20 protein-coding genes and 1 tRNA gene are annotated in these 13,331 nt (G+C 60.5%); 12 read left to right on the top strand and 9 right to left on the bottom strand.

The window, feature by feature from the left end; all coding sequences use genetic code 11:
- The 10 genes from RR51_RS31675 to RR51_RS26735 form a co-directional block, all read left to right on the top strand.
- Positions 1-192: hypothetical protein (locus tag RR51_RS31675; protein WP_039615256.1), on the top strand; the 192-nt coding region annotated here is incomplete at its 5' end.
- Positions 189-692, top strand: coding sequence for a DNA N-6-adenine-methyltransferase (locus RR51_RS32060; RefSeq protein WP_082044770.1), 504 nt, complete (start codon positions 189-191; stop codon positions 690-692). The genes RR51_RS31675 and RR51_RS32060, both read left to right, overlap by 4 nt.
- Positions 689-1,102, top strand: a complete 414-nt coding sequence (locus tag RR51_RS26755; RefSeq protein WP_039615255.1) for a DUF2591 domain-containing protein — start codon at positions 689-691, stop codon at positions 1,100-1,102. The genes RR51_RS32060 and RR51_RS26755 overlap by 4 nt, the downstream gene beginning before the upstream one ends.
- Positions 1,090-1,422: a hypothetical protein gene (locus RR51_RS26750; RefSeq protein WP_039615254.1), complete on the top strand. Its 333-nt coding sequence runs from the start codon at positions 1,090-1,092 to the stop codon at positions 1,420-1,422. Before RR51_RS26755 ends, RR51_RS26750 begins: the two co-directional genes overlap by 13 nt.
- Positions 1,423-1,477: 55 nt before the next feature.
- A complete protein-coding gene (locus RR51_RS31120) occupies positions 1,478-1,651 on the top strand; it encodes a hypothetical protein (RefSeq protein ID WP_023661633.1) in 174 nt (57 codons plus the stop codon).
- Positions 1,652-1,712: 61 nt separating this feature from the next.
- Positions 1,713-2,189, top strand: coding sequence for a hypothetical protein (locus tag RR51_RS26745; protein ID WP_039615253.1), 477 nt, complete (start codon positions 1,713-1,715; stop codon positions 2,187-2,189).
- Between the two features lie 37 nt (positions 2,190-2,226).
- A complete protein-coding gene (locus RR51_RS26740) occupies positions 2,227-2,964 on the top strand; it encodes a metallophosphoesterase (RefSeq protein WP_039615252.1) in 738 nt (245 codons plus the stop codon).
- Between the two features lie 14 nt (positions 2,965-2,978).
- Positions 2,979-3,155: a hypothetical protein gene (locus tag RR51_RS31360; RefSeq protein WP_177328686.1), complete on the top strand. Its 177-nt coding sequence runs from the start codon at positions 2,979-2,981 to the stop codon at positions 3,153-3,155.
- A 19-nt stretch (positions 3,156-3,174) separates the two neighbouring features.
- Positions 3,175-3,579 carry a helix-turn-helix transcriptional regulator gene (locus RR51_RS31670; protein WP_236693312.1) on the top strand — a complete coding sequence of 135 codons (405 nt, stop codon included), beginning with the start codon at positions 3,175-3,177 and terminating at the stop codon, positions 3,577-3,579.
- Positions 3,465-4,628, top strand: coding sequence for a tyrosine-type recombinase/integrase (locus RR51_RS26735; RefSeq protein ID WP_236693313.1), 1,164 nt, complete (start codon positions 3,465-3,467; stop codon positions 4,626-4,628). Before RR51_RS31670 ends, RR51_RS26735 begins: the two co-directional genes overlap by 115 nt.
- A gap of 79 nt (positions 4,629-4,707) precedes the next feature.
- Here RR51_RS26735 and RR51_RS26730 read toward each other — a convergent pair.
- The 9 genes from RR51_RS26730 to thrS all read right to left on the bottom strand — a co-directional run bounded on the left by RR51_RS26730 (position 4,708) and on the right by thrS (position 12,193).
- A tRNA-Pro gene (locus RR51_RS26730) sits at positions 4,708-4,784 on the bottom strand.
- Positions 4,785-4,896: 112 nt separating this feature from the next.
- Positions 4,897-5,253, bottom strand: a complete 357-nt coding sequence (locus tag RR51_RS26725; RefSeq protein WP_003250681.1) for a MerR family transcriptional regulator — start codon at positions 5,251-5,253, stop codon at positions 4,897-4,899.
- Positions 5,234-5,536 carry an integration host factor subunit alpha gene (gene ihfA, locus RR51_RS26720; protein WP_003250679.1) on the bottom strand — a complete coding sequence of 101 codons (303 nt, stop codon included), beginning with the start codon at positions 5,534-5,536 and terminating at the stop codon, positions 5,234-5,236. Before ihfA ends, RR51_RS26725 begins: the two co-directional genes overlap by 20 nt.
- A gap of 4 nt (positions 5,537-5,540) precedes the next feature.
- A complete protein-coding gene (gene pheT / locus RR51_RS26715; RefSeq protein WP_039615250.1) occupies positions 5,541-7,922 on the bottom strand; it encodes a phenylalanine--tRNA ligase subunit beta in 2,382 nt (793 codons plus the stop codon).
- Between the two features lie 31 nt (positions 7,923-7,953).
- Positions 7,954-8,970: a phenylalanine--tRNA ligase subunit alpha gene (gene pheS / locus RR51_RS26710; RefSeq protein ID WP_013972006.1), complete on the bottom strand. Its 1,017-nt coding sequence runs from the start codon at positions 8,968-8,970 to the stop codon at positions 7,954-7,956.
- Between the two features lie 109 nt (positions 8,971-9,079).
- Entirely contained in the window at positions 9,080-9,436 is a 357-nt protein-coding gene (gene rplT / locus RR51_RS26705; protein ID WP_003250671.1) for a 50S ribosomal protein L20, read from the bottom strand.
- 27 nt (positions 9,437-9,463) lie between these two features.
- Positions 9,464-9,658, bottom strand: a complete 195-nt coding sequence (gene rpmI, locus RR51_RS26700) for a 50S ribosomal protein L35 (RefSeq protein ID WP_003250667.1) — start codon at positions 9,656-9,658, stop codon at positions 9,464-9,466.
- 61 nt (positions 9,659-9,719) lie between these two features.
- Complete coding sequence (gene infC, locus RR51_RS26695; protein WP_013972005.1) at positions 9,720-10,271, bottom strand: translation initiation factor IF-3; 552 nt, start codon at positions 10,269-10,271, stop codon at positions 9,720-9,722.
- Complete coding sequence (gene thrS, locus RR51_RS26690) at positions 10,271-12,193, bottom strand: threonine--tRNA ligase (protein ID WP_013972004.1); 1,923 nt, start codon at positions 12,191-12,193, stop codon at positions 10,271-10,273. Before thrS ends, infC begins: the two co-directional genes overlap by 1 nt.
- A gap of 338 nt (positions 12,194-12,531) precedes the next feature.
- On the opposite strand from thrS, the gene RR51_RS26685 reads away from it, so the two are divergent.
- Both RR51_RS26685 and RR51_RS26680 read left to right on the top strand, forming a co-directional pair.
- Positions 12,532-12,837 carry a hypothetical protein gene (locus tag RR51_RS26685; RefSeq protein WP_038409261.1) on the top strand — a complete coding sequence of 102 codons (306 nt, stop codon included), beginning with the start codon at positions 12,532-12,534 and terminating at the stop codon, positions 12,835-12,837.
- A 162-nt stretch (positions 12,838-12,999) separates the two neighbouring features.
- The gene (locus RR51_RS26680) at positions 13,000-13,212 is read left to right on the top strand and encodes a cold-shock protein (protein WP_003250656.1); all 213 of its coding nucleotides are present in this window, start codon (positions 13,000-13,002) and stop codon (positions 13,210-13,212) included.
- Positions 13,213-13,331: the final 119 nt, after the last annotated feature.

Here is a 13,331-nt window from a genome sequence, read left to right as displayed (position 1 = left end):
GTCATCGACGTACAGCACGACAGCCAGCGCGGCGTCACCTGCTATCTGCTGAATGGAGTCGGCATCAGCTGTATCCCCGACTGCCAGCTGCAGGCCGGCAACCAGCGCCAGCTCTCCCCGCACGAAACCCAACCCGAACCTACACCCGCTCTGGCGCCTGGGCGCTGGATTGATGAGAGGTATCAGCTGTGAGTGCTTACGAATCTCGCGGTGAGACTGACGAGTGGTACACGCCACGCTACATCTTTGACGCGCTGAGGATTCAGTTCGACCTAGACGTAGCCGCCCCAAGCGGAGGCCCTAGAAATGTACCGTGCTCTTCATATCTGACGAAGGCGGAATGCGGACTGAAGAGCCCGTGGCAAGGACTTGTCTGGATGAATCCTCCGTTTGGCCACCAAGCCACCAAGATTCAGTGGCTGCAGAAGTTCTTCGATCACGGTAATGGCATTGCACTAATCCCAGACCGAACGTCTGCTCCATGGTGGCAGCGCTTCGCGCGCCAAGCAGATGCAGTGCTGTTTGTGGCTCCCAAGATCAAGTTCGAACGACCGGATGGAAGCATCGGGGAATCTCCAGGTACCGGCACCTGCTTATTCGGGAAAGGGGAAAGATCAGTTCGGGCAATGATTAATAGCGGCCTTGGACTTGTCCTTCTAACTGGCTCAAATGTATCCGAGGTGTCGCCATGACCGACCTGATCGAAGTGAGGACGGCCGACCTGGCCGGCGAGGCCTTGGGCTGGGCAGTAGGCAAGGCTGAAGGCCTGGACCTGCAGCTGGCCCCGCCCGGCTACAACGGCGTGCCGTGGCGGGTGTTTGCCCGGTACCAGGGCGAGGCCATCGTGCACACCAAGCGCTACAACCCGTGGGAGGACTGGGCGCTGGGCGGGCCGATTATTGACCGGCTCCGCGTAGACCTGTCGTCGCCGCCGGTCATAGACACAAACAACGAGATCGGCTGGCAGGCCCGACCTGATGACGGAAGGACGTTCTGGCATTCAGGCGGCACAGCCCTGATCGCCGCGTGCCGCGCCATCGTCGCCGCCAAGCTCGGCGATACCGTCCAGGTGCCCAAGGAGTTGATGCCATGCTCGACCTGATCAAAGTGCAGACCTGCGACCTCGCCGGCAAGGCGCTGCTCTGGGCCGTCGAGAGCGTGGACGGACCGATGCCGGCGACGGACGGGCAGCTGCAGCTGCCACTGAGCGACCAGGCCATCGACGACGCGGCGGGAGAGCACCTGATCCAGAAGCACGGCATCTGGATCGATCACGGCTACAGCTGGCCATGGTTGGCCTGTGTGTCAGGTCACCCGCTGGACCGCCAGCCCGGCGACACCCGGGCAGAAGCTGCAGCCCGCGCTGTGGTGCACCACGCCCGCGGCGAAACCATCAACGTGCCGAAGGAGATGCTGCTATGACCGTGATCCTGCCCCTGATGTACATGGCCTACCTGATCTACAAAGGACCGCGACCATGAAAGCGCGCATGACCTACTGGAACGGCTCCTGGTGGTGCCGGCGAATGGGGTGCACCGGCCAGGGCTCGACGATGAAAGAGGCCTGGGACGACATGTGGAAGCTGTACTTCGAAGCCGTCCGTCCTGCTCGCCCGCAAACCTTCCATTCGCCGCGCGTCCGCTGCGGCTGAATAAAACTCACCCCTCCCCCAACTACTCAAGCCCGCCGAAATGCGCGGGCGAGGACTACCTATGTCCGCAACTCAGCAATTTCATCAAACCGCCAATGACTGCCTGGAGCGCATCGCGGCCGACCTGTGGCCAGGCGCAAAGCTGGCCCTTGTCATCTACACCCCGGATAAGCCCGAGCTCGACATCGTGTTCAAGGACAGCGGCCTGAACGTTGACGAGGTCGTCAGCACTCTGCGTCGGCGCGGTGGCCTTGGTCTGGATGGCGAGAACATCTACAAGCGGCTGCTCTGTGACGCAATCATCGGCGCCATGGCCTTCGGCAAGCAGAACAGCAACCCGCCGCCGGAAGGCCATTGGGGCAAAGAGTTCTGGGATATCGGCCGGGCCGAGGGCAAGCAGCGCGATGAGCTTGTGGCCACTCTTGAGCAACTGGTTGCCGTGACCACGCCTGATGCCAATGGCCAAATCGGTGCCGAGGAAGAACACCTGGCATCCCTCGAGCATGCCCGCGAAATGATCAGGCTGCACCGCGGCTGACCACCAACCTGCCGCCACCGGCGGCGTGGAGACACCAATGCTCGAAACCATCGAGGTGGTGCGCATCAAGCGCTTCGCCGCAAACACGGTTGGCCGAGATTTCGCGGTTGGCGATATCCATGGGCACTTCACCCGCCTCCAGGCCGCCTTGGACTCTGCCGGCTTCGATCCGGCAATTGACCGGCTGTTCAGCGTTGGCGATCTGGTAGACCGCGGGCCCGAGTGCCGTGATGTGCTCGGCTGGCTGGCCAAGCCATGGTTCCAACCGGTGCGCGGTAACCACGACGACTATGTCTGCCGGTTCGACACCTGCGACGTGGACAACGGGGTCTACAACGGCGGCGCCTGGTTCGCCGGCCTGGCCTGGGATGAGCAGCGCGAGTTTGCCGCCCAGTTCCGAGAACTACCGATCGCTATTGAAGTAGAGACGCCCGGCGGACTGGTCGGGATCGTGCACGCCGACTGCCCATTCCCGTCCTGGGATCAGCTGCGGGCAGCGCTTGAAGCGCCCGAGACAGCCAAGCAGCTGAGGCTGACACAGAACACCTGCATGTGGTCTCGCAGCCGCATCGAGCTTGGTGAGACCGATGGCGTGCATGGCCTGCGGGCGCTGGTGGTCGGTCATACGCCGCTGCACAAGCCGGCGGCGCTCGGCAACGTCATCCACATCGACACCATGGGCTGGCGGCCGCAGGACGGCGGGTACTTCACCCTGCTCGACCTGGCCACCCTCGAAACAATTCCGCCCATGCCCACGAAGCTCAGCTGGGACTGAGCCAGGAGTCATCCATGAACCTGATCGACTGCTACGTCACGAAGAACCTCGGCGAGCCGTACCGCAAGTTCGGCGCTTGGTGGGTCGATGTCGAATACAACAACTGGGGCAGCACCAGCAAGACCAAGCTCATGTTCCGCACCGAGGAAGCCGCCAAGGCGGCGAAGGTCGGGCATCACTTCTTGGCCTGATCGGCCGCAGGAGACACACATGGCAAACGCCAGCGCGGCACCGGCCGCTCGCATTCAGCCGCGCATCATCCGCGCTGGCGATGCACCCCACTACCTCGGCATGTGCCGATCGGAATTCAACAAGACCGTCAGGCCGCATGTGAGCGAGTTCCCCATCGGGGAGCGCGGCATCGGCTTCGACCGGGAAGAGCTGGACGCATGGGTGAACGACTACATCCAGGCTATGGCAATTGCGAAAGAAGGCGCTCAGGGACGACAATCACCCGGCAGCGAGCGCCCATCAGGAGATAAGGGATGGCGCGAAAGACAATCACAGGCCTTTCCCAAAGGAAAGGCATCTGGCACATCGACAAGAGGATCAACGGCGAGAGACTTTACGAAAGCACTGGAACTTGTGACCGGGCGGAAGCGGAAAAGTACCTGATCCACCGACTCGAGCAGATCCGCCAGCGCAAAGTGTATGGTGTTCGGCAGGTTCGGACGTTCCGGGAGGCGGCTACCAGGTACCTGCTCGAGCACAAGGATCAGCCGTCAATCAAGCTGACTGCCCTGTGCCTCCAGCAACTTGATCCATACCTGGGCGACCTGCCGCTGACGCACATCGACGACCAGGCGCTGGCCCCGTTCATTCGGGACAGGCAAACGGACGAAGATTTGCCGAATGGGAAAGTGAGGAAGGCGGTCAGCAACCGGACGGTGAACATCGCGATCGAGCGGGTGATTCGCGTTCTGTCGCTGGCTTGCCGGAAATGGCGGGATGAAGAGCGCAGGCCCTGGCTCGACAGCATCCCGCTGCTGGCCAAGCTGGAGGAGAAGAGATCCAGTCGAAAGCCCTACCCTATGTCTTGGGATGAGCAGTCGATTCTCTTCGGTGAGTTGCCGGACCACCTGCAGCGGATGGCCCTGTTCAAGGTGAACACGGGCTGCCGCGAGCAGGAGGTCTGCAAACTGAGGTGGGATTGGGAGATTTCGGTACCTGAGCTGGGCACCAGTGTGTTCCTGATACCTGCCGACTTCGGTGGCCGGCATGAGAATTCTGGCGTGAAGAACCGAGACGAGCGCCTGGTGGTGTTGAACAGCGTGGCGAAGTCGATCATCGATGGTCAGCGCGGGATCAGCCGGGAATGGGTGTTTCCCTACAACGGCACCGGAATGCACAGGATGAACGACTCGGCCTGGAAGAAAGCGAGGGTGCGTGCGGCAAAGCTCTGGCAGGAGCAACACTTGCGGCCGGCACACCCTGGGTTCGCTTCTATCAGGGTTCACGACTTGAAGCACACTTTCGGCAGGCGCCTGAAAGCGGCAGGTGTAACAGAGGAAGATCGGAAGTCGCTACTTGGCCACAAGAACGGAAGTGTGACCAGCCACTATTCTGGCGCGGAGCTGGGACAGTTGATAGAGGCGGCAAACAAAGTTTCAGCGACGGACTCGCGTGGGCCGGTGCTGACCATTTTGAAGAGGAGGCAGGCGTAAAAACCTGAGAAGTCACGCAAAAGTCACGCAAAGGAAAAAGGCCACCCCTTGCGGAAATGGCCTAAGTCCTTGGGATTATTGGTCGGGACGGAGTGATTCGAACACTCGACCCCTTGCACCCCATGCAAGTGCGCTACCGGGCTGCGCTACGCCCCGACTGGGCTTTGAAGCATGTTCTCAATCCTACCGAGAACGTTGAAGAATGTACCCTAACCTCCTGATAAATGAAAGCTTTTTCTCAAAAAATTTCACTCATCAAAAACCCAGGTCACTTCTTCAAAACCACCAACACATCCTCCAACTCGACAATCATCTGCCGAATCAGCTGCTTGTACTGGCTCGACTCATCCTTGGCCTCATCACTGGAAAGCCTCAACCGAGCCCCGCCAATGGTGAACCCCTGGTCATAAAGCAGCGCACGAATCTGGCGAATCATCAGCACATCCTGCCGCTGATAATACCGCCGGTTCCCCCGCCGCTTCACGGGGTTGAGCTGATCGAACTCCTGCTCCCAATACCGCAGCACGTGCGGTTTTACCGCACAAAGCTCACTCACTTCACCAATGGTGAAGTACCTTTTGCCCGGTATGGGGGGCAGTTCGTCGTTATGGCTTGGTTCCAGCATAGGCCTCAACCCGGGCCTTCAACTTCTGCCCTGGACGAAAGGTGACGACGCGCCGTGCAGTGATCGGGATTTCTTCCCCTGTCTTGGGGTTGCGGCCCGGCCGCTGGCGTTTGTCGCGAAGGTCGAAGTTGCCGAAACCGGACAGCTTGACCTGCTCGTTCTCTTCAAGTGCGTGCCGAATTTCTTCAAAAAACAGCTCGACCAACTCCTTGGCCTCACGCTTGTTAAGCCCCAGCTCCTCGTACAGCCTTTCGGCCATCTCAGCTTTCGTCAGAGCACCCATGCCGTTATTTCCTTAACGTGGTGTTCAACCTTTGTTCGAGCGAGGTGAGGATGTTTTGCAGTGCGGCGTTCACCTCATCGTCGTTAAGAGTGCGCGATGGATGCTGCCAGGTCAAGCCGACGGCAAGGCTTTTTCTATCAGGATCAATGCCTTTACCTTGGTAGACATCAAACAGCCTGAGGTCTGTGAGCCATTCGCCTGCATTGTCACGAATTACTTCAAGCACCGAGCTAGAAGCTACATCACGTCCTGCGATCAAAGCCAGGTCGCGGCGGGTTTCCGGGAACTTGGACAGCTCGCTGAATTTCGGCAGGCGGCCTTCGACCACGTCGCCCAGCACCAGCTCGAACAGGAACACCGGGCGGTCCAGGTCCAGGGCTTTTGCCAGCTCTGGGTGGATGGCGCCGAGGTAGCCGACCAGCTTGCCGTCACGCTCGATGGCGGCGGTCTGGCCTGGGTGCAGGGCTGGGTGCTTGCCGGCGCTGAAGGTGAAGTCGCTCAGGGCGCCGGAGTAGCCCAGCAGGGCTTCCACGTCGGCCTTCACGTCGAAGAAGTCGACGCGGTCGCGGCCGTTGGCCCAGCCTTCTGGCAGGCGGCTGCCGGTGACAACGCCGGCGATCATCGGCTGCTGCTTCAGGCCGCCGAGCTGGCCGACGAAACGCAGGCCGCTTTCGAACAGGCGCACGCGGTCTTGCTGGCGGTTCAGGTTGTGCTGCAGTGCCTTGACCAGGCCCGGCCACAGGGACGCGCGCATGGCGGCCATGTCGCTGGAGATGGGGTTGGCCAGCAGCAGCGGCTCTACGCCCGGGCTGAACAGTTCGAACAGTTTCGGGTCGATGAAGCTGTAGGTGATGGCTTCCTGGTAGCCGCGGGCAACCAGCAGGCGGCGCAGGGTCGGCAGGTCACCGCGGGTTTCCGGCTTGCCCTGGGGGGCCAGGCGGGCTTGCGGGTAGCGAACCGGCAGGTTGTTGTAGCCGTACAGGCGGGCCAGCTCTTCGATCAGGTCCACTTCCAGGCTGATGTCGAAGCGGTGGCTTGGGACGTTGACGGTCCACTGCCCTTCCCCGTTTTTAGTCGTGGTCAGCTCCAGAGCGTTGAGCAGTTGCTCGACCTGGGCTGGGTCCATTTCCATGCCGAGCATCTGGGTGATGCGTTCGGCGCGCAGGGTGACCGGGGCCACTTGCGGCAGGTGCTGTTCGCTGACGGCTTCGACGACCGGGCCGGCTTCGCCGCCGACGATGTCCAGCAGCAGCTGGGTGGCGCGCTCCATGGCTTCGCGGGCCAGCTGCGAGTCCACGCCGCGCTCGTAGCGGTGCGAGGCGTCGGTGTGCAGGCCGTAGGAACGGGCTTTACCTGCGACGGAGATTGGCTCGAAGAAGGCGCTTTCCAGGAACAGGTCGCGGGCTTTTTCGGTGTTCACACCGCTGTGCTCGCCACCCATGACGCCGGCGATGGCCAGGGCGCGGGTGTGGTCGGCGATTACCAGTGTGTCGGCGCGCAGGGCAACTTCCTGGCCGTCGAGCAGGACGAGCTTCTCGCCCTCTTCGGCCATGCGTACGCGGATGCCGCCGTTGATTTCTGCCAGGTCGAAGGCGTGCATCGGCTGGCCGAGTTCGAGCATCACGTAGTTGGTGATGTCGACGGCGGCGTCGATGCTGCGCACGTCGCTGCGGCGCAGGCGTTCGACCATCCACAGCGGGGTCGGCTTGCTCAGGTCGACATTGCGGATGACGCGGCCCAGGTAACGTGGGCAGGCAGCCGGGGCGCTGACTTCGACCGGGCGCACTTCGTCGTGGGCAGCCGGTACGGCTGGCACTACCGGGCGGGTGACCGGGGTGTCGTACAGGGCGCTGACGTCACGGGCGAGACCTGCGATGGACAGGCAGTCGCCGCGGTTGGGGGTGAGGCCGATTTCGATGCTGGCGTCGTCCAGGCTCAGGTACTGGCGAATGTCTTCGCCAACCGGGGCGTCGGCAGCCAGCTCCAGCAGGCCGTCGTTCTCTTCGCTGATCTGAAGCTCGGCAGCCGAGCACAGCATGCCGAAGGACTCGACGCCTCGCAGCTTGGCCTTCTTGATCTTGAAGTCGCCTGGCAGTTCGGCGCCGATCATGGCGAACGGGATCTTGATGCCTGGGCGGGCGTTAGGGGCGCCGCACACGACCTGGAAGGTTTCCTGGCCGTTGCTTACCTGGCACACGCGCAGCTTGTCGGCGTCCGGGTGTTGTTCGGTGGCGAGGATTTCGCCCACGACGATGCCGCTGAACTGGCCGGCAGCGGGGGTAACGCTGTCGACTTCGAGGCCGGCCATGGACAGGCGGGCGACCAGTTCGTCACGGGAGACTTGCGGGTTTACCCAACCGCGCAGCCACTGTTCACTGAATTTCATGCTGTTCTCCTAGAATGTGCGTCGATTGGGCCTAGCGGAATTGGGCAAGGAACCGCAGGTCGTTATCGAAGAACAGACGCAAATCGTTGACGCCGTAGCGCAGCATGGCCAGGCGCTCGGCGCCCATGCCGAAGGCGAAGCCCTGGAACTCTTCAGGGTCGATGCCGGACATGCGCAGCACGTTCGGGTGCACCATGCCGCAGCCCATCACTTCCAGCCAGCCGGTCTGCTTGCACACGCGGCAGCCTTTGCCGGAACACATCACGCACTGGATGTCGACTTCGGCGGACGGCTCGGTGAAGGGGAAGAACGATGGGCGGAAACGTACCGCCAGTTCTTTTTCGAAGAACACGCGCAGGAACTCTTCGATGGTGCCCTTGAGGTCGGCGAAGTTGATATCGCGATCGATCAGCAGGCCTTCGACCTGGTGGAACATCGGCGAGTGGGTGATATCCGAGTCGCAGCGGTATACGCGGCCCGGGCAGACAATGCGGATTGGCGGCTGGGTGGACTCCATGGTCCGCACCTGCACCGGCGAGGTGTGGGTGCGCAGCAGCATGTTGGCATTGAAGTAGAAGGTGTCGTGCATCGCCCGGGCCGGGTGGTGGCCGGGGATGTTGAGCGCTTCGAAGTTGTGGTAGTCGTCTTCCACCTCTGGGCCTTCGGCGATGCCGTAGCCGATGTGGGTGAAGAACTGCTCGATGCGCTCGAGTGTACGGGTGATCGGGTGCAGGCCACCGGTGGCCTGGCCGCGGCCTGGCAGGGTGACGTCAATGCATTCGGCAGCCAGGCGAGCGCTGAGCTCGGCTTCTTCGAAGGCGGCCTTGCGGGCATTGAGCACAACGGTGACGCGCTCTTTGGCGTCGTTGATCAGCGCGCCGACTTTCGGCCGCTCTTCGGCTGGCAGGTTGCCCAGGGTCTTCATCACCTGGGTCAGCTCGCCTTTCTTGCCGAGATAATTCACCCGGATCTGTTCCAGGGTATTGATGTCTTCAGCGCGCTCCACGGCCTCTAGGGCTTGGGAGACCAACGCATCCAGGTTTTCCATGTACAGACTCCAGATACGAAAATAGGGGAAGAGCTTTGAAGGCTCTTCCCCTATCGATGACGTTCAATGCCCGACGGCGCTAGCGCCGCCGGGTGATTGTCGCGGGTACTTAAGCCAGAACGGCTTTAGCTTTCTCGACAATCGCAGCAAACGCCGCTTTTTCGTTCACTGCCAGATCGGCCAGAACCTTACGGTCGATTTCGATCGAAGCCTTTTTCAGGCCAGCAATCAGACGGCTGTAGGACAGACCGTTGGTGCGGGCACCGGCGTTGATACGAGCGATCCACAGTGCGCGGAACTGACGCTTCTTCTGACGACGGTCACGGTAGGCATATTGACCTGCCTTGATGACAGCCTGCTTGGCAACGCGGAATACGCGCGAGCGTGCACCGTAGTAGCCTTTAGCCAGTTTCAGAATTTTCTTGTGACGCTTACGAGCGATGACGCCACGCTTAACACGAGCCATGAGTAACTTCCTCTATCTAAACCAGAATTAACGTACGCGCAGCATGCGCTCGACTTTTGCCACGTCAGACGGGTGCAGCAGGCTGGCACCGCGCAGTTGACGCTTACGCTTGGTCGACATTTTGGTCAGGATGTGGCTCTTGAAAGCGTGCTTGTGCTTGAAGCCGGAAGCGGTCTTCAGGAAGCGCTTCGCAGCACCGCTCTTGGTTTTCATTTTTGGCATGTTGGAACTCCGCATTCGATAAAATTACACAATAATCATCAGGCCTGCCGTGCCCGGGAGATTACTTCTTCTTTTTGGGGGCGATGACCATCATAAGCTGGCGTCCTTCCATCTTCGGATGCTGCTCAACGGAGCCGTATTCGGCGAGGTCGGCTTCGACCCGCTTCAACAGCTCCATGCCCAGCTCCTGGTGGGCCATCTCACGGCCGCGGAATCTCAGAGAGATCTTGGCCTTGTCCCCATCGGTAAGGAAACGTACCAGGTTGCGTAGTTTTACCTGGTAATCCCCTTCTTCCGTCCCTGGACGAAACTTGATTTCTTTGATCTGGATCTGCTTCTGGTTTTTCTTGGCTTCGTTGGCCTGCTTCTTCTTCTCGAAGAGGTGCTTGCCGTAGTCCATCACCTTGCAGACGGGCGGTTGCGCGTCGGCGGAGATTTCCACCAGATCCAGCTTCGCTTCATCAGCGATACGAAGCGCTTCATCAATCGAGACGATGCCAATCTGCTCGCCGTCAGCGCCAATTAACCGAACCTCGCGTGCCGAGATATTCTCGTTGATCGGGGCTTTCGGTGCAGTTCGTTTATCGTTTCTCATTTCACGCTTAATAGTCATTACTCCGATTCTAGGCGACCGCGCTGGGCAACAGCGCTGTTGAGCAGCTGCGTGAATTCAGCCACCGGCATGGAGCCGAGGTCTTTGCCTTCACGGGTGCGTACGGCGACGGTCTGCGTTTCGACTTCGCGATCCCCTATAACCAAAAGGTACGGGACCTTGAGCAAAGTATGCTCGCGGATTTTAAAGCCGATCTTCTCATTTCTCAAGTCCGACTTGGCACGGAAACCGCTACCGTTCAGGGTATTTTCCACCTCGAGGGCGAAATCGGCCTGCTTGTCGGTGATGTTCATGATCACGGCCTGGGTTGGGGCCAGCCAGGCCGGGAACACGCCGGCGTAGTGCTCGATCAGCATGCCGATGAAGCGCTCGAACGAACCGAGGATGGCGCGGTGCAGCATGACCGGGCGAACACGGCTGTTATCTTCGGCGATATAGCTGGCATCCAGGCGTTCTGGCAGGTTCGGGTCGTACTGCAGGGTACCGCACTGCCAGTTACGGCCGAGGCAGTCGCGCAGGGTGAACTCGATCTTCGGGCCGTAGAAGGCGCCCTCGCCCGGCTGGTATTCCCACTCCAGGCCCGATTCGTTCAAGGCGTCGGCCAGTGCACCTTCGGCACGGTCCCACAGCTCTTCGGAACCCACGCGCTTGGCCGGGCGGGTCGACAGCTTCATGGCGATGTCGGTGAAGCCGAAGTCCTTGTACACGTCCAGGGTCAGCTTGATGAAGTCGGCGGCTTCTTTCTTCACCTGTTCTTCGGTACAGAAGATGTGCGCGTCGTCCTGCACGAAGCCGCGCACGCGCATGATGCCGTGCAGGGCGCCGGACGGCTCGTTACGGTGGCAGGCACCGAACTCGGCCAGGCGCAGCGGCAGGTCGCGGTAGCTCTTCAGGCCTTGGTTGAACACCTGCACGTGGCACGGGCAGTTCATCGGCTTGACCGCGTAGTCACGGCTTTCCGACGAAGTGGTGAACATGTTTTCGGCGTAGTTGGACCAGTGGCCGGAACGCTCCCAGAGAATGCGGTCGACAACCTGCGGGGTCTTGATTTCCTGGTAGCCGTTGACGCGCTGGACCTGGCGCATGTACTGCTCGAGTACCTGGTACACGGTCCAGCCGTTGGCGTGCCAGAACACCATGCCCGGGGCTTCTTCCTGCAGGTGGAACAGGTCGAGCTGCTTGCCGATCTTGCGGTGGTCGCGTTTTTCGGCTTCTTCGATGCGCTGGATGTACGCAGCCAGCTGCTTCTTGTCGGCCCAGGCGGTGCCGTACACGCGTTGCAGCTGCTCGTTCTTGGCATCACCGCGCCAGTAGGCGCCGGACAGCTTGGTCAGCTTGAATGCCTTGAGGAAGCGGGTATTCGGCACGTGCGGGCCACGGCACATGTCGACGTATTCTTCGTGGTAGTACAGGCCCATGGCCTGCTCGTCCGGCATGTCTTCGACCAGGCGCAGCTTGTAGTCTTCGCCACGGGCCTTGAACACGTCGATGACTTCGGCGCGCGGGGTCACCTTCTTGATGACGTCGTAGTCCTTGTCGATCAGCTCCATCATGCGCTTTTCGATGGCGGCCATGTCTTCAGGAGTGAAGGGGCGCTCGTAGGCGATGTCGTAGTAGAAGCCTTCGTCGATGACCGGGCCGATCACCATCTTGGCGGTCGGGTACAGCTGTTTCACCGCGTGGCCGACCAGGTGGGCGCACGAGTGACGGATGATCTCCAGTCCCTCTTCATCTTTAGGGGTGATGATCTGCAGGGTGGCGTCGTTGCTGATCAGGTCGCAGGCATCGACCAGTTTGCCGTCGACCTTGCCGGCCACGGTGGCCTTCGCCAGGCCGGCGCCGATGGAAGCGGCGACTTCGGCTACGGATACGGCATGATCGAACGAACGTTGACTGCCATCGGGAAGAGTAATAACGGGCATGGCGCCTCCTCTCCTAGTGGTGACCCCTACCAAAGGTCACGTGGGTTGGGATGAGCCAGTACAAGATCCGACCTGCCTTCCCGCAACGGGAAGCCTGCCTCACAGTGGCAGAAGCCTTTCGGCTTGCCAGGGACGAACCAGAGTGACTGGAAAGAAAAAAGATAGCTGCAAGCTGCAAGTTGTCAGCTGCAAGCCGGGCATGCTAGCACGCGGGTTGCACGCCAGGCAGAAATATTTGGAAATTACGCCACAGCGGTGAACTAACGCGGAAAAATTCCTATCAGACCTTGGGAAGCAACCTACTCTTGATGAGACCTTAACCCAAGGAGTAACTGGTTATGCGAGTTCCGTCTCTTCTGGCCCTGGCGGCCGCTGGGGCCCTGCTGCTGCCCATGGCTGCGAACGCCGGCAACTTCCCGGCCGGGAAGGAAGCTGCCTACATGACCCAGTGCACGCAAGTGGCTCAAGGCCAAGGCGTTGACGCTGCGACCGCGAAAAAACACTGCGACTGTGGCGCGCAAACCATCAAAAAGAATTTCACCGACGCGGAAATTGCCGACCTCGACAGCAACGATGGCGTGGACGCCAAGCTGATGCAGAAGGCCCAGATGGCCGTGAAACAGGCCTGTGCACCGAAGAGCTGAAACCTTAAAGCCAGAGCAGAACAGCCATTCTTTGAGCTGGATCAACATCCTGCGAAGGTAAAAGGCGCTAGATGCGCAGAATTAGACTATGATGTGTTCCGTGCTCCGTAGCCTCGGCCGCATTGCACCACTGAAAAAACTAAATGTTCTGGAGATTCACCCATGTCCAATCGCCAACAAGGCACCGTCAAATGGTTCAATGATGAGAAAGGCTACGGCTTCATCACCCCAGCAGGCGGCGGCGACGACCTGTTCGTTCACTTCAAGGCCATCGAATCTGACGGCTTCAAGAGCCTGAAAGAAGGCCAGACTGTTTCCTTCGTCGCCGAGCGCGGCCAGAAGGGCATGCAGGCTGCACAGGTTCGTCCGGAGTAATTCGGATAGCTGTAAAAAAACCCGCCCTTGTGCGGGTTTTTTTATGGGCGTTTACCAGGCTGCACGCGCTCGCTTTTTTTGTAGGAGCGGGCTCGTGTCGCGACGGGGCGCGAAGCGGC

The organism is Pseudomonas sp. C5pp (genome assembly GCF_000814065.1).
Lineage (GTDB): Bacteria > Pseudomonadota > Gammaproteobacteria > Pseudomonadales > Pseudomonadaceae > Aquipseudomonas > Aquipseudomonas asiatica.
This window is presented reverse-complemented; position numbering and strand designations above follow the sequence as displayed.

Coding starts and splice junctions, on each gene's coding strand:
- RR51_RS26755 (WP_039615255.1), top strand. CDS start 689: ATGACCGACCTGATCGAAGTGAGGACGGCCGACCTGGCCGGCGAGGCC.
- RR51_RS26750 (WP_039615254.1), top strand. CDS start 1,090: ATGCTCGACCTGATCAAAGTGCAGACCTGCGACCTCGCCGGCAAGGCG.
- RR51_RS31120 (WP_023661633.1), top strand. CDS start 1,478: ATGAAAGCGCGCATGACCTACTGGAACGGCTCCTGGTGGTGCCGGCGA.
- RR51_RS26745 (WP_039615253.1), top strand. CDS start 1,713: ATGTCCGCAACTCAGCAATTTCATCAAACCGCCAATGACTGCCTGGAG.
- RR51_RS26740 (WP_039615252.1), top strand. CDS start 2,227: ATGCTCGAAACCATCGAGGTGGTGCGCATCAAGCGCTTCGCCGCAAAC.
- RR51_RS31360 (WP_177328686.1), top strand. CDS start 2,979: ATGAACCTGATCGACTGCTACGTCACGAAGAACCTCGGCGAGCCGTAC.
- RR51_RS31670 (WP_236693312.1), top strand. CDS start 3,175: ATGGCAAACGCCAGCGCGGCACCGGCCGCTCGCATTCAGCCGCGCATC.
- RR51_RS26725 (WP_003250681.1), bottom strand. CDS start 5,253: ATGCTGGAACCAAGCCATAACGACGAACTGCCCCCCATACCGGGCAAA.
- ihfA (WP_003250679.1), bottom strand. CDS start 5,536: ATGGGTGCTCTGACGAAAGCTGAGATGGCCGAAAGGCTGTACGAGGAG.
- pheT (WP_039615250.1), bottom strand. CDS start 7,922: ATGAAATTCAGTGAACAGTGGCTGCGCGGTTGGGTAAACCCGCAAGTC.
- pheS (WP_013972006.1), bottom strand. CDS start 8,970: ATGGAAAACCTGGATGCGTTGGTCTCCCAAGCCCTAGAGGCCGTGGAG.
- rplT (WP_003250671.1), bottom strand. CDS start 9,436: ATGGCTCGTGTTAAGCGTGGCGTCATCGCTCGTAAGCGTCACAAGAAA.
- rpmI (WP_003250667.1), bottom strand. CDS start 9,658: ATGCCAAAAATGAAAACCAAGAGCGGTGCTGCGAAGCGCTTCCTGAAG.
- infC (WP_013972005.1), bottom strand. CDS start 10,271: ATGACTATTAAGCGTGAAATGAGAAACGATAAACGAACTGCACCGAAA.
- thrS (WP_013972004.1), bottom strand. CDS start 12,193: ATGCCCGTTATTACTCTTCCCGATGGCAGTCAACGTTCGTTCGATCAT.
- RR51_RS26685 (WP_038409261.1), top strand. CDS start 12,532: ATGCGAGTTCCGTCTCTTCTGGCCCTGGCGGCCGCTGGGGCCCTGCTG.
- RR51_RS26680 (WP_003250656.1), top strand. CDS start 13,000: ATGTCCAATCGCCAACAAGGCACCGTCAAATGGTTCAATGATGAGAAA.